The 26,581-nt window shown below is 47.1% G+C and carries 19 protein-coding genes; 4 read left to right on the top strand and 15 right to left on the bottom strand.

Annotation, left to right across the window (positions count from 1 at the left end; all coding sequences use genetic code 11):
• Window positions 1-190 precede the first annotated feature (190 nt).
• The 12 genes from JUB15_RS27175 to JUB15_RS27120 all read right to left on the bottom strand — a co-directional run bounded on the left by JUB15_RS27175 (window position 191) and on the right by JUB15_RS27120 (window position 17,099).
• On the bottom strand, window positions 191-2,509 hold the full coding sequence (locus JUB15_RS27175; protein ID WP_207515818.1) for a Gldg family protein: 2,319 nt from the start codon (window positions 2,507-2,509) through the stop codon (window positions 191-193).
• 17 nt (window positions 2,510-2,526) lie between these two features.
• Complete coding sequence (locus tag JUB15_RS27170; RefSeq protein ID WP_207515817.1) at window positions 2,527-3,459, bottom strand: ABC transporter ATP-binding protein; 933 nt, start codon at window positions 3,457-3,459, stop codon at window positions 2,527-2,529.
• A gap of 7 nt (window positions 3,460-3,466) precedes the next feature.
• On the bottom strand, window positions 3,467-4,996 hold the full coding sequence (locus JUB15_RS27165) for a PKD-like family lipoprotein (protein WP_207515816.1): 1,530 nt from the start codon (window positions 4,994-4,996) through the stop codon (window positions 3,467-3,469).
• A gap of 3 nt (window positions 4,997-4,999) precedes the next feature.
• Entirely contained in the window at window positions 5,000-5,704 is a 705-nt protein-coding gene (locus JUB15_RS27160) for a DUF4843 domain-containing protein (protein WP_207515815.1), read from the bottom strand.
• Between the two features lie 5 nt (window positions 5,705-5,709).
• Window positions 5,710-7,125: a RagB/SusD family nutrient uptake outer membrane protein gene (locus JUB15_RS27155; RefSeq protein WP_207515814.1), complete on the bottom strand. Its 1,416-nt coding sequence runs from the start codon at window positions 7,123-7,125 to the stop codon at window positions 5,710-5,712.
• Window positions 7,126-10,533 (bottom strand): SusC/RagA family TonB-linked outer membrane protein, encoded by a 3,408-nt coding sequence (locus JUB15_RS27150; protein ID WP_207515813.1) that lies wholly within the window; start codon window positions 10,531-10,533, stop codon window positions 7,126-7,128. It abuts the gene before it with no gap.
• A 227-nt stretch (window positions 10,534-10,760) separates the two neighbouring features.
• Complete coding sequence (locus tag JUB15_RS27145) at window positions 10,761-11,981, bottom strand: FecR family protein (protein ID WP_207515812.1); 1,221 nt, start codon at window positions 11,979-11,981, stop codon at window positions 10,761-10,763.
• A gap of 109 nt (window positions 11,982-12,090) precedes the next feature.
• A complete protein-coding gene (locus JUB15_RS27140) occupies window positions 12,091-12,678 on the bottom strand; it encodes an RNA polymerase sigma factor (protein ID WP_207515811.1) in 588 nt (195 codons plus the stop codon).
• A gap of 57 nt (window positions 12,679-12,735) precedes the next feature.
• Window positions 12,736-14,049, bottom strand: a complete 1,314-nt coding sequence (locus tag JUB15_RS27135) for a MutS-related protein (protein WP_207515810.1) — start codon at window positions 14,047-14,049, stop codon at window positions 12,736-12,738.
• Window positions 14,039-15,394 (bottom strand): MutS-related protein, encoded by a 1,356-nt coding sequence (locus tag JUB15_RS27130; protein WP_207515809.1) that lies wholly within the window; start codon window positions 15,392-15,394, stop codon window positions 14,039-14,041. The genes JUB15_RS27135 and JUB15_RS27130 overlap by 11 nt, the downstream gene beginning before the upstream one ends.
• A gap of 170 nt (window positions 15,395-15,564) precedes the next feature.
• A complete protein-coding gene (locus tag JUB15_RS27125) occupies window positions 15,565-16,473 on the bottom strand; it encodes a hypothetical protein (protein ID WP_207515808.1) in 909 nt (302 codons plus the stop codon).
• 221 nt (window positions 16,474-16,694) lie between these two features.
• The gene (locus tag JUB15_RS27120) at window positions 16,695-17,099 is read right to left on the bottom strand and encodes a response regulator (protein ID WP_207515807.1); all 405 of its coding nucleotides are present in this window, start codon (window positions 17,097-17,099) and stop codon (window positions 16,695-16,697) included.
• A gap of 423 nt (window positions 17,100-17,522) precedes the next feature.
• Here JUB15_RS27120 and JUB15_RS27115 point away from each other — a divergent pair, with 423 nt between their 5' ends.
• The 4 genes from JUB15_RS27115 to JUB15_RS27100 all read left to right on the top strand — a co-directional run bounded on the left by JUB15_RS27115 (window position 17,523) and on the right by JUB15_RS27100 (window position 20,495).
• On the top strand, window positions 17,523-18,965 hold the full coding sequence (locus JUB15_RS27115) for a PQQ-dependent sugar dehydrogenase (RefSeq protein WP_207515806.1): 1,443 nt from the start codon (window positions 17,523-17,525) through the stop codon (window positions 18,963-18,965).
• Window positions 18,966-19,269: 304 nt separating this feature from the next.
• Window positions 19,270-19,644 carry a hypothetical protein gene (locus JUB15_RS27110; protein ID WP_207515805.1) on the top strand — a complete coding sequence of 125 codons (375 nt, stop codon included), beginning with the start codon at window positions 19,270-19,272 and terminating at the stop codon, window positions 19,642-19,644.
• Window positions 19,645-19,849: 205 nt separating this feature from the next.
• Window positions 19,850-20,248 carry a response regulator gene (locus JUB15_RS27105; protein ID WP_207515804.1) on the top strand — a complete coding sequence of 133 codons (399 nt, stop codon included), beginning with the start codon at window positions 19,850-19,852 and terminating at the stop codon, window positions 20,246-20,248.
• 58 nt (window positions 20,249-20,306) lie between these two features.
• A complete protein-coding gene (locus tag JUB15_RS27100) occupies window positions 20,307-20,495 on the top strand; it encodes a hypothetical protein (RefSeq protein WP_207515803.1) in 189 nt (62 codons plus the stop codon).
• Between the two features lie 7 nt (window positions 20,496-20,502).
• On the opposite strand, the gene JUB15_RS27095 is transcribed toward JUB15_RS27100, so the two are convergent.
• The 3 genes from JUB15_RS27095 to JUB15_RS27085 form a co-directional block, all read right to left on the bottom strand.
• Window positions 20,503-20,676, bottom strand: a complete 174-nt coding sequence (locus tag JUB15_RS27095) for a hypothetical protein (RefSeq protein WP_207515802.1) — start codon at window positions 20,674-20,676, stop codon at window positions 20,503-20,505.
• 291 nt (window positions 20,677-20,967) lie between these two features.
• Complete coding sequence (locus tag JUB15_RS27090; RefSeq protein ID WP_207515801.1) at window positions 20,968-23,166, bottom strand: TonB-dependent receptor plug domain-containing protein; 2,199 nt, start codon at window positions 23,164-23,166, stop codon at window positions 20,968-20,970.
• 170 nt (window positions 23,167-23,336) lie between these two features.
• Window positions 23,337-26,300, bottom strand: a complete 2,964-nt coding sequence (locus tag JUB15_RS27085; protein WP_207515800.1) for a T9SS type A sorting domain-containing protein — start codon at window positions 26,298-26,300, stop codon at window positions 23,337-23,339.
• Between the last annotated feature and the right edge of the window lie 281 nt (window positions 26,301-26,581).

Raw genomic sequence — 26,581 nt, 5'->3', positions numbered from 1 at the left:
CTAAGATAATTCAGGTCAGTCATTTAATCAAACAAAACCAGAATTAAATTTAAGCCTGTGAGTATCTATCGTTTGTATTTAACTGTTATATAATATTTCCGCACGACTTCCGCTCAAAAATGCAAGTTTATGAGAACATAATAAAGGACCGCTTTCGCGATCCTTTGCTGTATACTACTTTTCATGGCTGCTATTGTCTTCTTCGCCTGATCCAGATGACCAGGTAGCTGATCAGCATCAAACCGGGAAGCACACCCGTAAATGCTATTTTGGAAACTTTGAAGCCTGTTTTGCCGATATGAATATCGTTATCAGTGAATGGCGGACGGGCCACATCCACAGGCGCCTGGTAGTCAGACAACCAGTTGAAGGCGCCGGCGATCAGCAGAAAATTGGCCGGAAAGATATCCTTGCGCGAATGGCCAAGCTCTCCATTGCTGATACAATCGGCATCGCCCAGCACAATCACTTTCTGTTCTTTTCCATTCACCTGGCGGCTCAGTGCAACGGCAGTGGCTGTTCTGTTGGCTGCCGCTTCGCCTGCCGCCGGGTTCAACACGGCAGAGTCGTCAACAAAATCAACCGTTTCCAATTCATTCCATACCCCCGCTGTATCTGCTGCCAGCAAGGGTGTGGCGGTATATCCTTTCGCAGCTGCGTTGTTGTATTGCAATCCGGCTACTGATGGCATCACCACTATCTGCCTGTTCTTGCCAATGAGACCAAAGGCCTCGGCGATCTTTCCCGCCTCTTGTGTAGGATGGGCAAACAGCAGATCTGCCTGGAAATCTTTATTAGGTCTTACCAGCCTGCCTTCCATCAATTGCACGCCAAAAAGACCTGCAACAGGATTCATGGTCTCCTGCCGTTTGGGCTCACCGGCTATAAGCAGGTTTCCTCCCCGGTCAATATATTGCTGCAGATGCTGCAGGTGTAATTCAGGCAGGGCGGTTTTCATATCCGCAATAACGAGGATGCTCACGTGCGCCGGCACTTCCTGGTCAAGCGTCAACTGCTCGAAGTCGAAGCCCTGGTTGATCAATGAATACCGGAATGTATTTTCCCTGGCAAACTTGTTATAGTCGCGGTCGCCTTCCTTAATGCAATCGCGTTCACCATGCCCTCCCACGAAGCCTACTTTCGGTAAAGTGGTAACCAGCCGTTTAATGGCGGCGCTTATTTCTGCTTCTGAAGGAAAAAGCATGGGATCATTAAAGATGCGCAATACCGACTGCTGCCCGCTGTCACGCTGCAGTACTTTTACATGCCTGAAATGCTCCCCTGCCAGGGTCTCTTTCATCTTATGTAAGTCGTTCACCGGCACAAACATAGTTGAATCCAATCCGAAGGTCTGCGCGATCTTTCCCACCCGTTCCTTGTCACTCAGTTTTGGATAGCGCATATTCAATGACTGCTCATTGTTGCCTTTAGCGTAATAATGCACATACTTCATTTTGATCTCTGGTTTAAACCGGATGTATTCCCTGAACATCCGCATATCCTGCAGCTCAAACGGAGGTAATCCGAAGATCAACAACCGGTCTTCATCCAGCGCGTTGCCGTAGGTGGTGATGGTTAAACCACCTTTGGCCTTACGCACAATATCCTGGCTGGCCTTCGTCAGCGTACGCAATTTCGTCCTGGTGGCATCATAAAAGAACATCAACGCAGGGCGTGAGCTCAGGTAACCGATGATCACCGCACTGCCGATCACCAACAGGTAGCGCACCAGCGACACAGAGGCACGCGTTTTCTGACGAACCGAACGGAACCGGTAGATGCTCAACCCCAGGAACAGGCCGATAACCACCAGAAAATAAATAACATCTTCACTGCTGATGATGCCTCCAATGAATTCATTCGTTCTGCCGCTGATCGACAACCAGAACATGATATCACGAACAAAAGGAACATTCTGCCATAACTGGCTGGTGTAGCTGAGCACGGCAAAAACGGCAAAGGTGCCCATGGCGGCTACCACCTGGTAAGAGGTCAAGCTCGACATGAAAAGCCCTACGGCACCATAAGCACCAATCAGCAGAAAAATACCCAGCAAACCTGTTAGCGTAGCGGGCAGATCGAAGTTGTCCACCGCAAAGACGCCATACAGGGTAAAAAGGGAAACGATACCGGTCATCAGCAGCGCATAAGCGGCAACGGACATAAATTTTCCGAAAATGATCTGGGCGTCGCTGATGGGTGAAGAATACAATAGTTTGATGGAGCCACTGCTCAGCTCACGGCTCATCATACCCATCGTAAGCAGCGGTATATAGAAGTACAGGTAGCCGAGCAACTTTGCATAAAACCCGTTCCAGGGATCGGTATATAAGTTCAGGGTAACGCTGTGCAGCGGGTAGCCCAATTCCTTTGTATTCACGAACCCTTCCAGGGAACCGGTAAAAACAAGGCTGGCCTGGATGGTGAACACAATCAGGATCAACCAGGCAATAGGTGAATAAAAAAGCAACTGCAATTCGGTACGGGCGATTCTTATCGTTTGTTTCATTATTTCAATTTCTACGTTCAGGAACGGGTTTGCTTTTTAGAGAGCGTGGCAAAAATGGTATCCATCGAGTTTTTCTCTGCGTTGATCTCTTTCAGGCGCCAGCCATGTTGAACGCTTTGACCGATGATCGTTTCCAGCATATCATCCACACCGTCTACCTTCACCCGGTAGCGAAAGCTGCCGAGTGATTCCACATCCAGCACATTTGCCAGCCCTTTCAATGCTTCTGCTCCCCGTGGCTCCAGCATCGTGAGCACAATGGTGCCGGGCGCCGCATAGCGGTCAAACTCATCCATGCTGCCTGAGAATACCACGCGTCCTTCCGCCAGCATCAGGATGTAATTGCAGGCGGCCTGTACTTCGGAAAGCATGTGTGTAGACAGGATGACGGTTCGTTCGCGGGCGATCTCCTTGATAAGGTTACGGATCTCGATGATCTGGTTAGGATCGAGGCCATTGGTAGGTTCATCCAATACCACGAGTTCAGGGTTGTGAATGATAGCCTGTGCAATACCTACCCGTTGCTGATAACCGCCCGACAAATTCCGGATCAGCCGTTTTCTGAAATGCGTGATACCGCAGAGGTCGAGCACCTTGTTCACCGAACGCGCCTGTTCTTTGCGTGGTATCAATCTCAATCCTGCACAATGGGTGAGGTACTCTTCAATGTTCAGGTCTATATGCAGCGGTGGCCGTTGCGGAAGAAATCCTATTAAACTTTTGGCTGCAATAGGCTCTTTACGAATATCAATACCATTGATAAACACTTCGCCCTTGGAAGGCTTCAAGACACCGCATATAATGTTCATCATCGTAGACTTGCCCGAACCGTTGGATCCCAACAATCCGTAGATGCCTTTAACCGGTATCTCAAAATCGATATCACGGACAGCCCATTGTGCCGTATAACGATGCGATAGCTGAACCGCTTTTATTATTGGATGATTCATACGTTGTTTACATTTGGAAATAGCCATATCCCATTTTATACATGCCGCTTACAGGTACGCCCTGGTTCAGCTCGATCTTTTTTATCAAACGTTTGGAGGGATCGGCCATTTGATCTGGTAAAATGCCCAGGATATACACGTGACCGTTTTCCAGCGCTACCATCAGCTGATCATGGGTATGAACGCCCATGAGCTGGTTCTGTGCGGCAGCAATGATTTTGATAGGTGAATCAAAAGTGAAATATTCCGAGCTCATGCCTGGCCCCTGCTCGTGCAGGTAAAGGGTTTTGTTGCCGCTGCCGCCGGAATAGAACATATAGTTATCGATGCGCGGCAACTGGCAGAACACGCTCTGCGCATTGGCGGTACCTGCGCCTAAAGGCACTTCGCCCATAAATAAAGCGTTCACAGTAAAGCGCTGGTCCATGATCATGATCTTTTGCTCGTAATACTTAGTCCCATCGAAGAATACCAGGTAGTAAGAAGAGGTGAAACGCCCTTGCTGCAGCCTGCCCACATACACCAGTTCTTTATCCATGGCATGGATAAGTGTTGTGCCGGGCGGCAGCGGCGGTCCGGGTAAATAGGTCACCGGCAGTACCGCGCCCCAATCGTCGGAAGCAAGGAATAGCCTGCCCTGGGTTTTATCATACAGAAGGGTTTGCCCGCTTAAAAAGGTGCCGTCCCAGCCCTGGTCGAATTTCACGCCGCCCGGAATGAAGAGGGGTTTATTGGGATATACACCGGATTGCGTAAGGCTGTTGTCAACATGCTTGCGCACATAAATGTTCCTGTTATCATCCAGCATAATGGTGTAGTCCCACATATAAAACTCACCGCGTGGGCGAAAATCAGGCGGAAGTGTATTTCCCAGAAAAAAGTTATTGCTATTGGCAATGGGATTCAGCTTGATGCCATCCAGCTCTATATTACCGCCGGCGTCATTCCTAACAATAAGGATATTGCCCGCATTGCTGAGCCCCGCGTTCGCCATCCAGATCTCTTTCACCTGCACCGCATTTGGGCCAAGCTCCTTTTCTGAGATGGTGGCATAAAAGTCGGCATTCACCTCAAAGCTTACAGGGTCAATAAAAGAAATGATGCTGCGGTTATCCTTTTTTGTTAGCACCACCCATCCGGTAAGGTAGGCAGGTATGGGCTCTACGGTCATCCCCTCCAGGAAAGTAGACCCGTCGTTCTTATTCACCACTTTCAGCTTCAGGTAAGGCCTTACGCCGGTGAGGCTGCGTACCGGATAATGCAGTACGGGCGAACTGCTGATCTGCTCGTTGTTGCAATACCAGGTAAATGCAAAGGTCTCGGCCAGTTTACTTGCGCGAAGGGTATCCCCCTTATACACCAACTGCGGATCGATGTTCAGCGTATCAGACACCCGGGGCCTGATATATTTCGTATCGCCATCAAACAGGATGGTTACTTTGTTCAGCTCAGCATAGTCGTAATTGCCTTTGTCTTTATAACAGGAAGACAAGAGGAACAAGCCAAATAAGAGACTATAGATCGTTGTTTGTTTCATGTGTCAGAGTAAATTGGGTGATACATTGATCTGGCCATTCTCATCTACATATACTTCCCCATTTTCGCGGCCGCGTGCCAGGAAATCGCGGAAGATGATGGCATAGGCGCGCCGTTCGGTTCCCGTTACGCCGGTGAGGTCGGCAATACCTGTAGCTTCAATGAACAACCGGTACTTGGTGTCGGAATAGGCGCCCAGGAAAAGTTGTTCCATATCCTGGTTCCACCAGGCAGGGCGGGCGATCATGTCTGAAAAAGTGATATCGATGTGCCGGTTGCCGGAAGGTCCCAGCCGGAAAAGCTCAGTTTCATGCAGCAAAAGCCTGAGTTTGAACTTGCCGGTCTTGAGCCGGTCAGAATTATGCAGCACCAGCGCAATGGTATCCCAGGCATGTCTTGCACGCAATGCGTTAGGGCCGGGCAGCTCGTAATCGCCGGATAAGGCGGTGGTGTTCGATGCATCTACCGCCACCTCCACAGGCCGGTCGTCGTTGCTCAGCCTGCCTATCAGCTTTATCAGCAGGGGTATGGTATCTTTATTTGCGCCGGGATGAAAGGCAAAAGAATATTCTATAGGCTTCACGTCGCTGCTATCACCCGGATGGTTGGCGAAGTACACGTAACTGGTTCCGCCGAATACCTCCACCGCATCCTTCTTACAACTCATCAGCCAGCAGCCTAACAGGGTTATCAAATAGAAATGTTTCATGTTATTTATCTTTCGGTTACGGGCAATACAAATTTGTCGGTGAGGGTTTGGTTGCCATTGGTTTCATCGAGTATGGTCTTGTTCAATCGCTTGTACATAAAGAACAATTTGCCTTCACCCATAAACTCCCTGCGGGCATCGTTGATAATGGCATCTACGAAATCAGTTTTGTTGGGGAAAGGAGACAGCGGAATGGTGCAGCCGCGTTTCGTGCGCAAGGTATTCAGCAGGTTGAGGGCGCCGTTAGGATCGGTATCATATAACGCTTCGGCGGCAATATGGTACAGCTCACTCAACCTCATTACGGGGATCAACGACTTAACGCCTCTTTCGCGTTTGTCGTCCTGATTGGTCTCATACTTCAGCAATTGCTTTCCGTCGGCGGTGAGATAACATTTCTTCCTGTAATCCGAATTAAGGTCGGCGCCAAAGATCTGGTTCGTGTTGGGCAATAAAAAGGTCACATTATTGAAGCCTTCTTCATAGTCTTTCCGGTACAGCGCAAACAACACATCGTCTGACAACAGCCGGTTATATTCACCTACATCGATTAGGGTAGCGGGTGTAAAGTTGATCACCGGTTCATTGTCCGGCATTTTATCATTGATCACTTCCATGGCGTTATCGAGCGCCAGCCGGTTGTTGCCGGCATACAGGGCAACGCGCGCCAGCAACGAGGTAGTGGCGTAAAAACCCATCCGGTAACCTCTTTTGCTTGATCCGTAAAAAGCCGGATTGATGTTACTGCTGAATTCGAAGCGATAGTCCTTATGAAAATTTCTTTTAGCCTCGGGATGGGTATCAAATGCCTGCTGAAGCGCTTTGCTGCGCTCCAGATCGGCAATGATCGATTGCAGTATTTCGCTGGTGAGCTTATCGGGCATGGGCATATTGCTCAAGGTTGTGTAATAAGGAATAGCCGCTGCATCTTTCACAATGGGCGCCGGCGCAAACAGGCGAAGCAGGTCGAAATGCAACAGGGCGCGTATAGTTAACAGTTCGCCCTCCAGCCTGGCGCGTTCTTCCGGTTTGAAAAACCCGTCGCCTTTTTTATTCATCTCTTCCAGCAGGCCGTTGCAATTGGCAATGGTGCTATAGGCCAGGGACCAGATGCCGTTGAACTTATCATCCATATCAGACGATACATAATCATAATTCTTCAGGCCGTCGTACAGCGTATTCTTCGTTTCGTATACGCGGGCCAGTACATCCACCAGGTTGAACGCCAGTTCGCCGCCATATAAACGGTCGGATGAAAGATTTGTATAAATGCCGTTGAGCGCTACGGAAAAGCCTTCCGGCGTTGACAGCAGCACATCTGAAGACACTTCCGATTTGGGCTCCAGCTCAAGCCACTTCTTTACGCAACCCGTGTTCATGAACAGGATGGCCGCTATTATTAAAGAGTATGCTTTTTTCATTTAAATGCCGAGGTTTAAAGTAAAGTTGAGGGTTCTGGCGTAAGGATAATCGGTTCCGCGTTCGATGTCGATAGAGGAAATGCGTCCCAGTTCATTACTGGTTATCTGCACCCGGCAGTTGTTTATCTTCCACCTGCTGAGTAACCGCTGCGGAAGGTCGTAGCCAAGAGTAATGGAATTGAAGTCGATATAATTATTGCGCTGCACAAAACGTGAGGTCACCTGTGTTGTCTCATTCCATAAGCGCACATCTTTTAAATAGGTGATATCACCCGGCTTTTGCCAGCGGTCTGAGAACACCCTCTTGTCTACGTTCCAGTAGACGTTTGCATTTTCCACTTTACTTACCAGCGTATTGTTGTACATGTCGCCGCCCAGTTCGTACAGGAAGCCGGTAAAGACGAAGAAGTTCTTGTAAGTAAAATTAAATCCGAATGATCCGCGCCAATCGGGCTCCGTATCGCCTACGACCACATGCTGGGTCTGGTTCCAGGTATAGGTAACATCGCCGTTCCGGTCAAGGAAGATTTCCCTGCCATCTGCCGGATTCACACCCAGCGATCGCATAGCATACATAGCCGTTAGCGAGGCGCCTTCAAAATATTTGTTCAGCGGTTTATCTACCACATCGTTATCCTGGTAATATTTCTCCACGCGCTTGTTGTACTCTTTGAGCGCATCGCCGATCTTCAGGAACTTATTACTGTTGTGCGCCGCAGTAGCATACAGGCTGAGGCTCACGGAGCGCCGATTGATCAACTGGTACCGTACATTGAACTCATAGCCCTTGTTCAGGATCTCACCCAGGTTACTTTTGTACGAAGTAAAACCGGTAGACACAGGCAAGGTAATATCCCCTATGAGGTCGACTGTATTTTTATGGTAGTAATTAAAGGTGATGCTAAGCCGGTTAAAAACGGTGACATCGACACCATAATCGAGCATCGTTGTTTTTTCCCACTTCAGGTCAGGATTGGCAAGTGTAACTAAATTAGCGCCGATCCCAAAAACATACCAGTCCTCAAAATTATAGCCGTACGTGCTTTTAGATACACTTTGTGAAAACCCGGCCTTACCAACCTGTCCGTAGTTCGACCGAACCTTAAGGTTGTTCAACCAGGGATAGTTTTGTTTTATACCTGCATAGTTATGAATGTTGATACCCGCGCCCAACGACCAGAAAGGTGCAAACCGCACATTGGAACCAAATTGCGAAGCGCCATCGTACCGGCCTGAAAAATCGAGCAGGTAGATATTGTCGTAGCTATAGTTGGCCGAGGCCAGGAAGCCGACCAACCGCGATTTCTCATTGTCACCGGTTGGTTTGTTCAGGATCTCAGCAGCGAAATTCACATCGTCTGTATTACCCGTGAGAAACCCCTGAACGGAATAGCCGGACCGGATCAGATCTTTCTGGTTGGCATTCGCCCCCAGGGTCATGTTGAGAAAGTGTTTGCCATAGCCCCTGCCATACAACAGCAGCGCATTGAAATCCCAGGTGCGCAGTTCATCATCCAGGATGCTTTTTGTTCCCCTTTTTGTGAATTCCATATTATTGAACTGCGACGAAGCCGGATCTTTAAAGTGTTGCTGCTGGCTTTTTTGCAGCAAAACGGATAGGCGCGTATCCAGCCGTAAGCCATTGGCGATGGTCCAGCGGAGACTGAAGTTGTTCGAAAAATCGTTGTGTGCAGTCCGGTTGTAGCTTTTCAGATGTGCATCATACAGGGGATTGCCTAAAGGGCTTCCGGGATGTCCCCAGTTTGTCAACAGTTTTTTGTAAGCGCCGTCCTCGTCCCGGAAATCATCATAAGGGTTCTGCATGGCATAGGTAGCAAACGAACCAAAGGGAGATTCCTGTGACTGAATATTATTCCATTGGATATAATTCCGGAACATGAGGTTATTCTTCCTGTAAGAAATGGAAAAGCCAATCGAATTGTTATTGCGTCCGGAACCTTTCATCACCCCCTGCGTACGCGCAAAATTCAGGTCACCGCCGAAGATAAACTCTTTGGAACCGCCTTCCACCAGGATGTTGTGGCGCTGATTTAAACCGGTGCGTAACGGTTGTGAGAGCCAGTCTGTTTCCACGCCGCGGTCGATCTCTGCCAGTTTGCCGTAATAGCTTCGCTCACGGGCCAGCGCCCCCGAAGGTTGATCATCCGGCCGGGGTTCAAACATACCCGTTATTCGTTCCAGCTCCAGCTTGTCCCTTGCGTTCAACAGGTGGTAACCCGACAGGTCAGGTGCTGTTACGCTTCCGTTCAATGAATAATTTATCCGCAATTTTCCACTCACGGGTTTTACCGTTTCTACCACCACTACCCCATTGGCAGCCCGTGACCCATAGATGGCAGTAGAAGCCGCGTCTTTGAGAATGGTGATAGACTCCACCCGGGTGGGATCCAGGTCAAAGATCCTTTGCGCCGTTACCTCGTAACCATCGAGAATAAAGGTGGGCAGGTTGGGGTCATTGCGAAGCTGTGTGGGCGTTAGGGCGGCTTCATCGTTTGGCAATGTAACATCCCCAATGCCTGAACGGCCGCGGATATAGACGGGGTTGATGTTATTCGGATCAGCACCCAGGCTGTTGTTATCGGTCACTTTGAAGGAAGGATCGAATATTTGCAGGCTGCGTAATACATTGGTTGGCGCTACTTTCAACAGTTCGTCGCGTTTGATCGTGACGGCGGAGCCGGTAAAATTGCTTTTATTGATATTTGAATAGCCATTGACAATGACCTGGTTCATCTGGCTATTGCTGTTCTCCAACAGAATGTCGATGGTGAGCAATTTGCCGGGAATGGCCCTTACGTTATCAACCTGGTCTCTTTTAACGGCCACTGCGGTGTAACCCTCCGGTACTTCGTTTATCACTACTTCAATGGTTTCATAACCGATGCTGGATATTTGCAGGATGGTCTTTTCGGGTATGTTGCGCAGACTGAAATTTCCCTGGGCGTCGGTGGTGGTGCCTGACTGCATACCCTTCAACCGGATGGATGCGCCCGGCAGTAATTCGCCCTTGCGCGACCGGACCGTGCCGGTAATGATCGCCAGCGGAAATGGCGCAGGTGTACCTGTTACTGACAGTTCATTTTTTGTAGACGGATCCCTGCTGCGGGAAAGGAAAATGTTCTTCCCGCGGATGCGATAAGCAATATGCTGGTCCTTAAATATTAGGTACAGGAACTGATCCAGCGGAACATTGCTAACAGCCACGGTAACAGGTTTGGAAGAAGTAAGGATGCTCTTGTCGCCGGAAATTACGTAACCGGTTTGTTGTTCGATCACTTCAAACACTTTGTTCATGGCTATATCTTTCCCCGAGAAGGTGATCGTTTGGGCTATAACAGCCCCTTGTGCCAGGAAGATCCCGGCAATCAATAAAACAGTCAATCTCATTGTCAACAGTGTTTTGGTTGGGTCATGGCTTCTGAAAAGCCTATAGATTGAATCAATTTGCTATAGATAACAGGCAATAGGTAAAGCCAGGTTTCCGGCTTTAAGCCCGTCTGAACGGATCCATCCTAACGGGGCGCTTTGCGTTCCGCGTTCAGCGTTCCGCGTTAAGCGTTCAGCGTTCCGCGTTCCGTGTTAAGCGTTAAGCGTTGAGCGTTAAGCGTTCCGCGTTATTCGATTCCTGTAATGATCAGCTTTCTTCCTTCCAGCCTGAACCGAACGCCCCAGTCTTTCAACCCTTCCATAAAATCAAGTAAGGAAAGGTCCCTGTTCACTTTTCCAAAGAACGATTTCACCGGAATCCCTTTTTCATACACTACCTCTACATCATACCAGCGTTCCACCTCGCGCATCAATGCTTCCAGCGACAGATCGTCAAGGCTGAAGTAGCCATCTTTCCACCCCATCACATTTTTGATATTCGCATGATGAACGGTGATGCGGCCGGCCTGCGCATTCCTTATTTGCGCCTGTTCCCCGGCTTTCAAAACAACGGCGTTACCAGGTTCCTGCATCAACTGTATACGCACGCTTCCTTCCAGCAGGGTCGTACGAAGCAATGCCTCGTTGTCATACGCATTCACATTGAAGTGAGTACCCAGCACATTGATCCTGGCGCGTTGGTTGGCCGTTACCTGGAAGGGCATTTTTTCTCCTGAGCCAAGCCGAACGGATGCTACTTCGAAATACACTTCACCGGTTATTTCTACACTTCGCTGGCCGTTTGTAAATGCGGTGGGAAAACGTATCGAACTGGCCGCATTCAACCAAACCATGGAGCCATCAGGCAATAACAATTTATAGATCTTACCCTCCGGCGTGGACAAGGTATTGTACAAAACCGTATCGCCCTCATCGTTATTGTTGTAGGATAACAGGCCTCCCTGTTTGGTTACCCGGGTATTGCCCTGTATGGCAACAGCACCATTTTGCGCATCGTCGAGGATGATCTCTTTTCCATCAGCCAGCTTCAACACAGCGCCTTCGGATGCGGGTTGCCTGTCGTGCGCCGGCTGTACGGTCACGGTTGCTGTAACCCGCTTTTCTTTTTTATCGGTTACCCACCACAGCCATGCGCCGCCAGCTATTATGACGGAAGCAGCTGCAGCTGTAAGTGTTCGCCGGTTCAACCACACGATCCTGCTTTTCGACCGGCGCTGCGCGCCAAAGTGAATCTCTTCTTTTATCTTCGTTAAAACGATGCCTTTGCTTGTCTCATATTCTTCCAGTGTTGCAGCAAACGCTTCTTCCCCGGTAAACTGCCGGAAAAACCGTTGATGATCTTCCGACTGGTGCACCCATTCGTCCAGTTCCTGTTTCTCCTGATCGTTCAGTTCGTCGTTCAGGTATTTCATAATGAGACCGGCAATATTTCTCGACATTTCATTCATAAACCGTTAGTTGATAAGGTATACAAACAGGAATCAGGAAAAAGCAAATCGTTGAAATTCCTTTTGCTGCATATATAACCCGTAAGGAGTGTTGTTTGTCCCGAAAGATTTAAAAAAAATAATAGAAGCTGACGGCAAAGCCGATTTTCGCATTCCTGCTTTGAAAGAGTAACCTGACCGTCTTCAATGCAATCGATTTCGCATTGCGCACCGTTTTTTCACTGATCTGAAGCATGTCGGCGATCTCCTGGTTATCATATCCCTGGAAATACGACAATTTCAGGATATTCCTGTAGTAGTCGGGCAGTTTTTCCACTTCTTCGCGGATACAGGTGACCAGCTCAGATTCAATTTCAGCAAAGAGAATAGACCTTTGTTCTGCAATGGTAAAATCGCCAAGCTGTTTGTCAATGGCAGAGCGGGCCTTTTGGTCGCGCAGGTAATTGAAACATTTGTTTCGTGCATTTAAAAAGAGAAAGCCCCGGAGGTTTTTGTAGGAATCGAATCTGTCTCTTTTTTCCCAAACCTGGATAAAAAGTTGTGCGGTCATATCCCTCGCATCCTCGATATTAGGCAGCAGGTACTTGCAAAATGAGAATATGCTGTTGTAGAAATGATTGTAAACGACGGTGAAAGCCGATTCATCCCCATTTTTAAATTTCAATATCGTGTCATAGTCAAGTTCAACAGTCGACATAAGACCATCGTTGGTATTAGATTTTATTCATCAATATACAACAAATTGCGGCTTTTTTTATTCTTGTATCATTTCGAGGATCCTTTCATTTTCAATGATGATCATACCATGGCGGTCATTCGTAATGCCTGCCGTAAGTGTATACGGGTATCTGGGCACGCTGCCTTCCATAATGGTGGGGAGATAAGAAAATTGCAGGTTGTCACATTCCTGTTGAAGCGCAGCGCCCACTTCAATAATATGTGTTGAAATGACAAAAAAGCTATTGCGATAGGCAGCAAATTCTTTTGTAACAGCCAGCGTTGCATCATAGGCATCTTTCACATTGGTGCCCTTAAAAAGTTCGTCGAAGATGACCACCAGGTCATTGCCTTCCGCCACTTGCTCGGCTACCTTCTTCACCCGCAGCACTTCTGCATAAAAATGGCTATACCCGAGGTTTAGATTATCTGATACATTGATCGACGTATAAAGCCCGTCCCTGACCGAAAACACCAGATCCCTGGCAGCAACAGGAAATCCCATATGAGCCAGGTACACGGCTATACCAAGCGACTTCATCAATGTAGATTTGCCGGCCATATTGGCGCCGGTCAGGAACAGCACATTCCGGTCCTCGTGCAGGTGAAGCGGATTGGCCACCCCGTTCTTCAGCGCCGGATGGTGTAATGCAGTCGTCTGAAAGATATGCTGATCCTTTGGAAGGGCCCGGGCATACAAAAAATTCCGCTCGCGGGCCACATTGCTTACCGCGATATAAACGTCGAGATGATAAATAAACCGGAGTATGCCTTCCATTTCATTGCGCAGTACATGCCGCACAAGATGGTCATACCGCGCCAGCTGTAAGAGCGTAAGCGGTTGATCAACCCCTACCTCCTGCAGCCATTTCATCTTATCACCTTTGAAAGTGACGGCAACCGTTTCAAACAGTCCGGTGGCAGGACAGCCTTCCATCAATGGCAGGAACTGCTGCAAAGCCTTCAACATATCGATGGTCGCCAACAGGCCGCTCTGCAACTGGCCATACTGTTCGTCTTTCATGGCCATTTGCAGGAACTTCCTGCGTAAATGCGCCCCCGCCGCTAGCAGGTAAGAACTGCCGGTTTCTTCACCCAGGTATGTTTCTGCTGCCTGGATGGTTGACGGATTGAAAGGAAAAGACAGCTGCTTGTTGTGAAAATAGTTAAACACATCACTGCGGTTGTTTATAGCAGCAGCATCCGTCAGCGGCTGCTGGAACATACCTTCCAGCAGCTTTTCACCACCGCCCGTTTGCGTGTCATTAAAAAGACTGAAGACAGATTGTGCTTTAAACCTGCCGGTAATATTCAGATCGTCCAGTGTTTGCTTATCAGTTTTAAATCCCATAGTTTGCAGTAGTTTTTCGTAATTGCTTTTTTCCGTTTTGCAGGATCTCCAGTATTTTTTCATTGTTGATGATCACCATGCCGTGCCGGTCGCCGGTAATCCCCTGTTCCAATGTATAGGTATATACAGGTTGATGGCCGTTCATGCGCGTGGGCAGGTAAACGAAATTGATATTGCTGCACTTTTCTTTCAGCACATCCCCCGCTTCGATAATATGTGTGGAGATCAGGAAAATGCTCTTTCTTTTCTTTGCGAAGGCCGAAGTAATGGCAATCGTAGCCTCATAAGCATCTTTCACATTGGTTCCGCGAAACAGTTCATCGAAAACAATAAAGAGGCCTTTCTTCAGTTGCAGTTCTTCAGCCATTTTCTTTACGCGCAACACTTCTGCGTAAAAGTGGCTGGCGCCCATGCCCAGGTTATCGGGTAAATTGATAGTGGTATAAACACCATCGAGCACGGCAAATTCCATTTGCTGTGCTGCAACGGGAAAACCCATATGCGCCAGGAACATCGCAATGCTAAGCGATTTCATGAAAGTTGATTTACCGGCCATATTGGCGCCGGTAAGGAAAATAACATTGTTATCTGTGGTAACATGAATATTGTTCGGTACTGCGTTTTTTACCTGGGGATGGTACACTCCTTCCAGCTTCAGCAGATCAGGCTGGCCGGCGGGCAGGGCTTTCGGAAAAACAAACTTTCTTTCATTGGCCACTTTTGCGATCGCCAGGTATACGTCGAGGTGAAAGATATGCTGCAACAGCTTTTCAACCAGGGTCCGGTACCGGAAACGCAGCATCACATCAAAGTCTGCTATTTGTGTGGGTGAAAGCTTTCCCCTGCTTTGATTCATTTCAGTGAAAGCGGGGTTGTTAAGAATGGTTCGTATTTCCTCATTCTCCTGTTTGTAAAATTTATTCTCATTCAGCTCTTCCATCAATTCCTGCGTTTTCTTCATCAGCGCCACGAGGGCTTCAACACCCTTATAGATCTGCTGGGTCTCAATGTCCATTGCGATCATGTTCGTGAGCTTGCGGGCCACCGTATTTTCCTGCACAGTTAGTTTGGAGCGCTCATCGGTGTTAGCAAGATAAGATTCAACCGCATCGAAGTCGGCGCCTTTAAAAGGGAACGAAGTTCCCGCTAACGCAAACGATTGTATAATTCCACTGCGTTTGTTAATAGCTTCAAAATCAGCAAGGGGATACCGGAACAATTCCGCCAGAACCGCCGCCCCGCCTCTTGTAACGCAGCGGTTGAAGATGTTGTAAATGGAATCTCCGCCATGTTTACCGAAAATGTTCAGGTCTTCCAGGGTTTGTTTGTCTGTAGTGAATGACATGTGCATCTTTTGAGTACATCGGCGAATATACTACCCAAAATAAAACAGTACAAGGCAAATATTTTTGTGTTACCAGCTGTTACTGATGACCGTTGTTATAAAAGAAGAGAAATAAAGCAATGGCCCGAAGTGTAAAAACAAAAAAAGCTCGCGGATAATGAGGCTGTTGATCACCTGGAGAATCCCGCAATGATCAGCAACGGTGGTCTGGGTTTTCCCTTAACGATCTTGTAGTTGAACATGCTGTTTCGTTTACCGGCAATTTCCTGTTGTAATGTAAGTGGGATGCTCGACACCTTGTCATAATACATTACCTGTACAGCTATTTTTTGAAGTGCTTTCTGACTGGCATCATTCAGCCTGTAGCGGATCTGCACCATTTTCGTGGCGCCGTTCTTCGGATTTTTACCGAACAACCCATCATCCACTGACTTCTTCATGTTAATGATGCCGCTTTTCGTACGTACACGCAGTTTATGATCGTTGGCCCGCTGCCCGGGTGCATCATCGTCAAAGGCGCATTGGTTGTTGCCATTACCATTGTTATCGGGATAATCGGTGTCGTCGCTGACATCGCAGACAGAAGATTTAAAAGGATCGGCGTTGAAGACCGGTTTTGCCAGCGTATCGTGTTGGTCGAGCACATAGATCCCATCCATATAAGTTAGTCCGCCCACGATCAACTGGCTTACACAGGTATCGGTAGTTCCTTTCTTTACGAATGCAACCTGGTATCGAACGCCCGTTTCGCTTTGTGAAAGATTAATAACGCCGGTGTTCCGGTTTATTTGCAGTCCTTCGGGCCAGGATAGATATGTTCCTTCAATACCGATGTTGTTCGTGGGTTCCACAAAAAAATCGCCCCCATTCTGGGGTTTTACGTAAACGATACTGTCCCCATAATCCGGTGCATTAAGGCATAATTTTACAGGTAAAGAAGTGCTCGTGTCGATAGTAGAATCGGCTGTTGTCAGATCAGTTTTATCACTAACCGTTTGGTCAGCCTTATTGCAGGCAACAACCATCAATATCAAGGTAATCGATAAAAAAAGGAAATAAGTCCAGATGCCGCTTTTCATGTACATTTCGGTATTTAACACGGGAATCAACTTCAGACAAGGTTTGGTGGTCAGGTCGCTTACCAACGTGTTTCACCGGATGTTTACATGGGATACGAAGAAACAATATTCCAACTTTGCGATAAAGGCCACAAATATTTGTTAATTAGTTATTTATACAGTTGATATTCAGTCGCGTGTTTATAAAGTAACCTAACAAAAAATGCAAATCCTGTACCTTCTCATTGTTCGGCAACCGGCATCGCAAGTATTTCGCTTATGATCGTTTTGAACTCTTTTGGCGAATATGGTTTCTGATAATATTTATTAGCGCCGGCTTCGATAGCCAGGTCAATGGCGCCAGGCTTAAACGCTGTAGAAAGTATAATGACCGGGATATGGCGTAGTGTTATTTCCTTTTTGAGCGTTACCAAACAGGTTTGACCATCCATTTTTGGCATATTCATGTCCAGAACGATCAGGCATGGCAGATCGCTGCCATTCTTTAAATACCGGAGCAGATCTTCGCAGGTTTGAAACCAGGTGAGTTTCACTGAACTGTCTACTTCATGCAGCAGGTTGGAAAAAATATAAAAATCATCGGGGTCATCCTCGGCCAAACAGATATGTTTAATTGTTCGTTTCATAGACAGGTTACGTTTGCTTTTGCACCATAACATAATAAAAGCTCCCGAAATCTACGGGAGCTCAGGACATAAATGCTATGACTCATAAAAACGCTCTTGCCGCATTATAAATAAAATCACATGCCACAACCAACCGGCTGCACATTCAGCCTGAAGTGTGATCAGGTTGAGATTATTTGCCCTGGGAACAACGTTTGCATTAAATTTGTCGTACTGCTATTATCAACAATTCTCTGCTCAATTTTTATCCTTTTTTTCTGCTACCTGAATCATCTTTTCTGAACTCTAGGAAGATTGTAAGGGTTTAAACGCTTTCAGCAAATACACCATTCCGGATTACCATTGAATATCATGCATTGGTTAATGCTACGGTTTGTCGTGTTAGTGACAGTACATCTTTTACATCACCAAAATTGATTCATTATGAAAGTTAAACTACCTCACAACTTCTGCCATTGTAAGCCTGCATTCAACGCATTATGCTTAATAGCAATTGTAACAGTAGCAATACTGCCGGGTTGTAAAAAAATAGATCTTCCGAACAAGCACAGAGCAGTTGACATCCAGCTGATAGCAGAAGGATTCGTTTCTCCTATCCAGCTGGTATCTGTTCCCGGCAGTCAAAATCTTTATGTTGTTGATCAGATCGGAAAGATCTGGCGAATTGATAATGATGGTAATAAGGGCAGTACGCCCTTTATGGATATTTCCAGCAGACTTGTAACGCTTAATCCTGCATTTGATGAACGTGGCTTGTTAGGACTGGCTTTTCACCCGGATTACCGGAACAATTGCCGGTTTTATGTTTATTATCAATTGCCGCCCCGTGCCGGTGGGCCGGCGCCTGGCGTTCCCTGGAACAATCTGAGCCGGGTATCGGAATTCACTGCTAACTGTGAACAAAGAGTAGCCGATCTGAGCACCGAAAAAGTGCTGCTTGAATGGGATGATCCACAATTCAATCATAATGGTGGAACGCTGGCCTTTGGCCATGATGGCTACCTGTACATTTCAATTGGCGATGGCGGCGGCGCTAATGATACTGCAGTAGGCCATGTTGAAGACTGGTACGCTGCCAACAGGGGTGGCAACGGGCAGGATAATGAAGCGAATTTATTCGGCAACATTTTGCGTATTGACGTAAACTCAGGAAGCCCATACGGTATCCCGGTTGATAACCCGTTCGTAAACAAAGCAGGCAGAGATGAAATTTATGCATTCGGCTTTCGTAACCCATACAGGTTCTCCTTCGACATGGGCGGATCGCACCAGTTAATTGCAGGTGACGCTGGTCAGTTATTGTGGGAAGAAATAAGTGTAGTTACCAGGGGTGGTAATTACGGTTGGAATGTAAAAGAAGGCAGGCATTGTTTCAATGCAGCCAACGCACTGCAGGTGTTGCCGGCTTGTCCTACTGTTGATAACCTGGGCAATCCGCTGATAGATCCGGTAATTGAATTGAACAACTGGCAAAATCCGGCCGGCGGAAAAGCAACCACTGTTATTGGCGGTCATGTTTATCGCGGACATTCAATTCATGGCTGGCATGGCAAATACATCTTCGGCACATTTTCACAAACGCCCACAACGCCGAATGGAGAATTATATGCAGCGACGCCTGCCGGACATTCATGGCCTTATGAAGAAGTGAGTTTAAAGAGCCATCCCGATGATATCGGATACTACCTCAGGGGATTCGGGCAGGATAATAAAGGAGAAATATATCTCACCGTTTCTTCCATGCTCGGGCCGCAAGGTAATACCGGAAAGGTATATAAGCTCGTTGAAGTGAGCGCTAAACATGAGATGGGAAATGGGAATGGCACTGATACTACCAGCGGCAATAACGGTAATACCGGTTATTAATGAGTATACGTCCAATGGTGAACAAGTCCGAAAGATTCTGTAAAGAGCTTTCGGACTTCTTTCTATAAACAACCTGGCCTGCACCAGGTGTCATTTTAAACCCAGGCACCGCGTATTAATGATCAGAATCATTTGTTCATGTAGCATAAGTTTTCTACCTTATAATAAATTTCCTTAAACTCCAAACCGAAGGATCGTCCCACAAGCTGTGCCCCAATCAGGTTAAGCCGTGCTGAATTAGCACACTCTCCTTATAGAGAGTTTTCACTGATACACATTTGTTCACCCGACAATACCATCTTTTATGGAGCGGCTATTGCACGTTTATGATTGTACGAATAGTCTTTTATTTTTTGAAGATCATGTTTTAGATGAGAAAAATGAGCTGATAAATGTATCAGCAGAACACTATACCAAAACGGTGCGAACTATTTCATCACCGGCTATAATCATTGAACTAAATGGCGACGCACGCATACGGTATTATTTTCGGGCAGTTTATTGGGATAAGACATTACTCATTGGCGCCAGACTCATTAATGGCACCTGGATAATAAAGGAATATTTTGAGAACCCATCAGGCTATTTTGTGCTCAGTTTGATGAAGAAAAATTTGCTGCAGGGCAGCGTAACGCTTATTCAAACAAATGAAGATCGGGTTATGAGTATCGAATTATGAAACCTTCCACATAGGAACAGCTGGCAAAAACCGGCACAAGTAAAAGTAAGTAACAATGAAGGGGCAACTGCCCCTTTTTTTATGAAAATGCGTCCCAATCACATGGAATATCTTTTGCATTTGTTACCCAAAGTTTTAATTGAATGGATAAGCGGGACCCTATGTCTATGGGGGCCCTTTTTCTATTATGAAACAATTCCACCGGATGAAACGGGAAATCAAACATATATGTTTGGCGGAAGACGATCCTGACGACCACTATTTATTCCTAGAAGTCCTCACTGAAATAGACAGGAACATTAAACTCTCCTGGTTTCAAAACTGCGAGGAATTGTTACAGTTTTTAAAAACGACCAGCGAATTACCATGCTTGATAGTAATGGATATGAATATGCCTAAAATGAGCGGCCAAAACTGTTTGATCTCCATAAAAAAAGAGTTGAATCTTTACAATATTCCTGTGATCATATTTTCTACAGCCAGTGAACCGTCAATCATTGATACGGCGCAAAAAGCAGGCGCTTATAAATATATTGTTAAACCATTCTCGCTGACCGAATTCCGCAATATCGTCCGGGAGATCCTGGCTACCACCCTACCCTGAGGAAAAAAGGTGGGTACAGGAATTGCGATCTGTTCTTTGTGATCAGATGCTATTGTGTATGGATGAACGTTTGAAAAATTACCTGGAGGAGCTGGAGCGCAGATACATTGCGGAAGTGAGGAACTTTTTGGAAGCATTACAAAAAGACGCCTCCCCAAGAGAACTCATCGCTATAAGGAAAAACGCCAAAGAAATATTTAATGAAATAAAAAACAAATCAAAGCTGACGGATAACGAGAGTGGTTAGCCTCCGTTCAGTTAACCGGCCGCATTTGCTTCGACTGTTGAGGAATTTCTACAGCAGATCCTGAATATTCTTCTTTCTCTTTGATGGCAAGCGTATCTGACAGTAACTTGATGTGCTCTTTGATCTCCTGAAGATCACTAATGGTAGAACCGTACTCTAACGCGAGGGCAAACTTTCTCATTTCATTTATAATAATTGTCCTAAGCTGAGCAGCCGTAAGACTTTGAAACCGGGATTCCATGAAGCTTTTTTGTCGTTTAACCCCTCAATTCTTATTCCAAAATAATATCGGAATTATTAAAATACATTAAAATATGTGTCAATATAACCTTTAAGATTAAAACAAAAAGTGGGGCTCTATAGACATAAAGCCCCCTTTATTCCAATATCCTATGAAAAACCATGGAATGATTTGCAAATCATATACCAGGGTAAATAATGTAATTATGCGTTGTATTCAATAATGCATACATCAAAAGCCTGCCCGCAGTTTCATTACCAGGTTCCGTCCTGCGCCGCTGATACCGGAAGCAAATGTCCGGTAATTTGTATCGAATAAATTTTCCACAGCCAGTTGTACGGTAAATTGTTTACTTATATTATAACTGGCCGACAGGTTCAGGATCTGCCAGCCCGGCATTCCATCCTGCGTAGCATACTGCAGGTTATCTTCTCCATAAGGATTATAGTTTTGCAGCTTTTTGCCGCCGTTGTAGAGTAGATAAAGCTCACCCTCCAGGAGTTTATACCGGCCTGTAATCCCTGTTTTTCCAAATACAGGCGGGATATGATCCATCGGTACGGTCGACTTATCTTCCTGCTTATATCGCCCGTAAGTGTAAGTAAGATGTGAGTAAACGCTGACAAAGGAAGCCGGCCGAAGCCTGAACCCACCCTGCAACCCATACAACCAGGCGCGTGCTTTATTTTGATTGGCTACCACGGGGGTTAATTGTCCATCGTACAATACACTGGCTGCGCCGTTCAAATTGAACCTGTCCAAAACGACTGCATCCCGGAACAGGGTGTAGAATGCGTTTACTTCCAGCTCGATCCATTTACCGAAACGTTTGCTCAGATCCAGATCGAATTGCCAGGTATGTTCTGGTGTAAGATCAGGATTGGGTACCACCAATTGTACGCCACCCGCTGATTCGAACACTTTGGCAAGATCATCGATATTGGGCGCCCGAAATCCACTGGACACGTTAAGCGCCATCCTGCTGCCGGCGCCGCCTGGTAAAAACACCAGTCCCGCATTGACACTATAAGCCAGATGCCGCTGTGCCGCTTTCGTAAATGGCAAATGAAGCAGGGCGGTGTCATTGAAATGGGCATCCAGACTCACATAATTTAAGCGGATGCCGTCATTCAGGATCAATTTACCGGGTATGATCCGGAACGTGTGTTGTGCATAAACCCCGCTATAGCTCATGGTGTTCTTACCGTCGGGATACCTGGTGACCAGGCCCGACGATCTGATACCGGAATGAATATCATAATTGAACGCAATGGAACGGAGCTTATTGAATTGAGCGTCGGCGCCTACATGCCAGTCGTGCTGCGCCGTGATCTTGCGAAGGTCCAGGTTCAGCGCCCATACATCTATCCGTTCTACCCTGTTCTCGCGTAAGGGTCGCCTGTAAGCACGCTGCATGCGGCTTTCCTCTATGTGCTGGTAACTGGCGCCGGCTTTCAACGCATCGAAGAATCCTTTCATTTCGCTGGATTGGTAATTATATGCCGCCATAAGCCTTTCCTGCGGACCATAATACCATTCTGCCCATCGTAAGGCGCCATTGCGGGTATCGGTAAGCCGGTCATAACGGGGAATATCACTGCTATTGGAATATTGCCAGTTCACTTCGTGCGACTGCCGCGGATCTTTCTGCCACAGGAACTTCTGCAACAGATCATACTGATGGTAATGGCTGTACTTTTGAACATTGACATTCTCATTTGCCACAATGGAATCGATGCCATCGATCTGCATGATGTATTCGTTCCTTTTACCAAATCCGGCATATTTCGCCCGGCGCCGGCCGCCCTGCCGCAGGTTACCATAACTGCTATAACTGAAAGAAGTGAGTGAGGCAAAACGGCGCGTGCCTATATTAACGTCGGCATGACCGGTAAATTCCTTAAATGCGCTGCTATAGCGGGTAGATACATTCGTTCTGATCTTTTCGAGCAGCGGTCGTTTTGTTTGTAAATGGATCACCCCGCCTAAGGCATCGGATCCGTACATCGTAGAAGCGGGACCGGACAACACCTCTACCCTTTCCAGAATATCATCATCGATGGTGATCACATTTTGTAAATGACCGGTGCGGTAAATGGCATTATTCAGGCGTACCCCATCTACCACCAGTAAAATACGGCTGGCCTCAAATCCTTTGATGACCGGGCTTCCCCCGCCCAACTGGCTTCGTTGTACGAATACCTTCCCGCTATGCTCGAGCAAACCGGCGGTGTTGTTCGACAGGGACCTGTCGATATCTTTTCTGGCGAATACGAATGTTGGCTGGGCAATATTCTTTCTTATCTCCGGAAATTTATTGGCTGTTACGATCACTTCTTCCAATACGCCGGTTGAATCTACCGGCAACTGGCTATAAGCGCAAAGCGATGACCCTACCAAAAGGAGCTGCATTACTATAAAATGTTTCATGATAAGGGTTATAACCGGTTTGTAGTTTGTAGTTTGTTGTTTACAAACTCGTGACGCCTTATTAATTGCAGCCTCTACTTCCCGCTGCATATCAAATGAGTTGCATCAATCGCGCATCTCAAAGCGCGGCAGCAACCACAAACCACAAACTACAAACCATAAACACGTTATTATTCTTTGATGATCCTGAGATTCGTATGTCCCTCGTCTTTGTCGATGATGATCAGCTGGTAAATGCCGCGGGTGAGCTTTTGCATATCCAATACTTTGGTATGTCCGCTTACCTGTTGCGTTAACAGTTTTTTCCCATTCATGTCATACATGATTATCGTATGCGCCTGCTGAAGTCCCGTTATCGTTAATTTTCCGGAAACAGGGTTCGGGTAAGCCTTGATGCCGGTTGCCGGTAATTCTTCGGGCGTAGCAACAGGTTTAGTGGGAACAGCTGCTTTGGTGAGAATAACCGGTTGCTGAATTCCAAAGATGCGCATTTCGGCAAACTGGAAGAGCGTTCCCGCCTTGCAGGTGAAGTTGAACTGGAAGTATTTATAGGTAGCCGTGTTGTTGAAAACATATACTTTTTCCTGGGCACGGCCGCTGAAGAACTCATTTGACACCGAATGCAGTACTACCCAGTTGACACTGTCTATTGAAGCCAGTAAGGTCCAGCTTTTAGGATCCCTGTCAGGCGCATCATTACCCGAAACGATGCTGTATCCTTTCGGCACCCAGTTATTGGCGGCGCTGTAACGCAGCCAGGCAGCACAGTTAAAGGTCAGGTATTTGGTAGCGTTATTATTATCGATCGCTTTGGTATAATCTTCATTGGCAGGAGAACCGGTCGTATATTGCGCGTACAGTACACCGCCGTCGTCTGTGATATCAGTAGTACCTACCAACACCGGTGTCCACAGGTTGGTTTCCCAAACGCCTCTTCCGTAGGTGGCTACGCGCAGTTTCCCGGACGATTTCTGTATCTCCACCTCGTTCACAGCTACCAGTGGCAAACCACTGGCATGCTCCACCCAGTTGGTATCTATATTGTCACGGTAATACACGCCCACATTCATCCCCACATAAATACTTTCAGAAGGGTTGTTGTCTACGACTATTGACCGGGCAACCAGGGCCGGCAATCCTGCAGAAATATTGGTAAGGGTCGTGCCCCGGTCGGTAGATACAAAAACGCGGTTCACCGTGCTGTTAAGCGCCAGGTAGATCTTTGCAGGGTTTACCTGGCTGACATAAATGGCATTGATCGCTGCAGGGACTGTCACTGAATCCCAGGTTGTGCCGCCATTGTTCGTGCGATATAATTTAGCGCCTACAGAACCATAGATATAATTGGTATCAGCTGGCGCTACTGCCAGCGTATTCAACATGGCGCCTATCACAGTTCCGGAAATTTTGGTCCAGCTGGTACCACCATTGACCGATTTATAAATACCCGTCCAGCCGCCATAAACAGTATTATGGTTCGCGGGGTGCATTACCAGCGGCGTTATCCAGTTGCCGCCCGAAGGTTGCGACAGGTTGGTCCGTGACTGCCCGGCATTGGTGGTTTTATAGATAGCCCCGTTCTGAGAGGTGCCGATGGCAATATTGGCATTGGTGGGACTGATAACATTATCCATACCATCGGCGCCGAGCCAGTCTTTCCAGGTGCTGTCTGTTCTTCTGAATGAGGAGCCATTATCCTGCGCACCGCCAGTGATCACATCGGGATCTGTTTTGGAACAGGCAATTCGGTAAAACTGCCTGATGCCCAGGCCTGCTGAAAGATCTATCCAGTCGCCGCCGTTGTTGTTGCTTTTGTAAATGCCGCCATCGCTGCCGGAGTAAATAGTGGTGCCGATCCATTCCAGCGCATGTACATCGGCATGGTTATAACCAACCGAATTGGGATAACTCCAGGCGGTTTGAGCAACAAAGGAAGTGCCGCCATTGGTAGATTTCCAGCAAATGATCCCGCCGATCATCACCTCATTAATATTAACGGGATTAACGCAGATAGCCATGTCGTACGTAGCCTGGCCGCCCGTACCCATACCCGTTGTTTCATAACCAAAATAATTGGTACCGCTGGCGGCATTGCCTACAACAGTGGTCACAAATGTTTGGCCTGCATCGGTCGATCTGTACATTCTGCCAAAGGCGCTGCCGTTTGCCTGCACGGCATACACTACCGCGGGGTCGGCAGGCGAAACGCCGATCAACGTTCTTCCCACGTTGGTCATGCCGTTCGCTGCAGTTATGGCTGTCCATGTAACGCCATTATCAACCGACCGCCAAAAACAGCTGGTACCGCCTGATCCGGAAGTATACATAATATCGGGATTGGTTGGGTGGAACTCAATGTCCTCTTTAGCTGCTGTATGAACCTGTGCCCAGCTGGCGCCGCCATCAGTAGAACGGAAGACGCCATTAGTACCTGTGGCGAATACGATCGATGAATTGGCAGGATGTACCAGTACTTTTTTGGAACCACTGGGTCCTGCGCCCGTTGCCGTCCATGATACACCGGCATCTGTTGATTTGATAACGCCTCCATTTTGTACGGCCGCATAAATAACATGCTGGTTCAAAGGGTCGATGCAAAGGTTGAAAATATTCATCCAGGCCGATGAGGTAAAATCAACGAGTGGCGTCCAGGAAGCGCCGCTGTTCGTGCTTTTCCAGATGCCGCCACCGGGCGAGCTTACATATATTATAGCGTGATTTGAAGGATGAATGGCTATCGAGGTTATTCTGCCTACGCCGGGATTCCAGCCGCTGGTGTAGGTCCAGTTTTGCGGACCGAGTTCGGTCCACGAGCCAAAAGTGCCTCTTGCAGAAGATTCAATTGACCGGGTTCTCATGGCCGCTTTAGCTGCTTTGTAGCGGGCAGCTTCGGTTTCAGCATTGATAAAGAAACCGTTCTCATCGGTGTGAAACTTTCTTTCATACAACCAGCGCTGATACTGTTTATAGCCTGTACCTCTGCCGGTGCCTGCGCTGTCAAAGTAACGATTGGCGATGCGTTCAATTTCGGTGAGCCGGAGATCCGTCCGCTCCATTAAAGTGAAGATATCTGTCTGGGAGGTGGCGGCAGAGCACACTACCGCCATTAATAAGGATAAGGCGAATTTTTTCATATAAGGTTTATTAGAAGCTAAAAATACTAACAAAGACTTACAAACGAAGTTGCTAAAAATATTCAGCTGAAAATAGATATCCACAATGTAGAAGGCAGACAACCATTAAATATAAATCTTTTTCAAAATTTTGTAACAATGGGTAAACTGTGATAAATGAACTTTGTATTATCAAACTGACGATCAAAAGCAGTATTCTGACAAGCACAAAAAGTATCGAAATGAACAACCTGATCAAAACATCAATAATTATAAGTTCATTAGCTGCAGGAGCACCGTTC

The organism is Longitalea luteola (genome assembly GCF_017356035.1).
Lineage (GTDB): Bacteria > Bacteroidota > Bacteroidia > Chitinophagales > Chitinophagaceae > Niastella > Niastella luteola.
Note: the sequence above shows the minus strand (reverse complement) of the source record. Positions and strands in the feature narration are given on the sequence as shown.

Coding starts and splice junctions, on each gene's coding strand:
- JUB15_RS27115 (WP_207515806.1), top strand. CDS start 17,523: ATGAAAGTTAAACTACCTCACAACTTCTGCCATTGTAAGCCTGCATTC.
- JUB15_RS27110 (WP_207515805.1), top strand. CDS start 19,270: ATGGAGCGGCTATTGCACGTTTATGATTGTACGAATAGTCTTTTATTT.
- JUB15_RS27160 (WP_207515815.1), bottom strand. CDS start 5,704: ATGAAACATTTCTATTTGATAACCCTGTTAGGCTGCTGGCTGATGAGT.
- JUB15_RS27130 (WP_207515809.1), bottom strand. CDS start 15,394: ATGTCATTCACTACAGACAAACAAACCCTGGAAGACCTGAACATTTTC.
- JUB15_RS27155 (WP_207515814.1), bottom strand. CDS start 7,125: ATGAAAAAAGCATACTCTTTAATAATAGCGGCCATCCTGTTCATGAAC.
- JUB15_RS27085 (WP_207515800.1), bottom strand. CDS start 26,300: ATGAAAAAATTCGCCTTATCCTTATTAATGGCGGTAGTGTGCTCTGCC.
- JUB15_RS27095 (WP_207515802.1), bottom strand. CDS start 20,676: ATGAGAAAGTTTGCCCTCGCGTTAGAGTACGGTTCTACCATTAGTGAT.
- JUB15_RS27125 (WP_207515808.1), bottom strand. CDS start 16,473: ATGAAAAGCGGCATCTGGACTTATTTCCTTTTTTTATCGATTACCTTG.
- JUB15_RS27090 (WP_207515801.1), bottom strand. CDS start 23,166: ATGAAACATTTTATAGTAATGCAGCTCCTTTTGGTAGGGTCATCGCTT.
- JUB15_RS27165 (WP_207515816.1), bottom strand. CDS start 4,996: ATGAAACAAACAACGATCTATAGTCTCTTATTTGGCTTGTTCCTCTTG.
- JUB15_RS27145 (WP_207515812.1), bottom strand. CDS start 11,981: ATGAATGAAATGTCGAGAAATATTGCCGGTCTCATTATGAAATACCTG.
- JUB15_RS27140 (WP_207515811.1), bottom strand. CDS start 12,678: ATGTCGACTGTTGAACTTGACTATGACACGATATTGAAATTTAAAAAT.
- JUB15_RS27135 (WP_207515810.1), bottom strand. CDS start 14,049: ATGGGATTTAAAACTGATAAGCAAACACTGGACGATCTGAATATTACC.
- JUB15_RS27100 (WP_207515803.1), top strand. CDS start 20,307: ATGGATGAACGTTTGAAAAATTACCTGGAGGAGCTGGAGCGCAGATAC.
- JUB15_RS27175 (WP_207515818.1), bottom strand. CDS start 2,509: ATGAAACAAACGATAAGAATCGCCCGTACCGAATTGCAGTTGCTTTTT.
- JUB15_RS27105 (WP_207515804.1), top strand. CDS start 19,850: ATGAAACGGGAAATCAAACATATATGTTTGGCGGAAGACGATCCTGAC.
- JUB15_RS27170 (WP_207515817.1), bottom strand. CDS start 3,459: ATGAATCATCCAATAATAAAAGCGGTTCAGCTATCGCATCGTTATACG.
- JUB15_RS27120 (WP_207515807.1), bottom strand. CDS start 17,099: ATGAAACGAACAATTAAACATATCTGTTTGGCCGAGGATGACCCCGAT.
- JUB15_RS27150 (WP_207515813.1), bottom strand. CDS start 10,533: ATGAGATTGACTGTTTTATTGATTGCCGGGATCTTCCTGGCACAAGGG.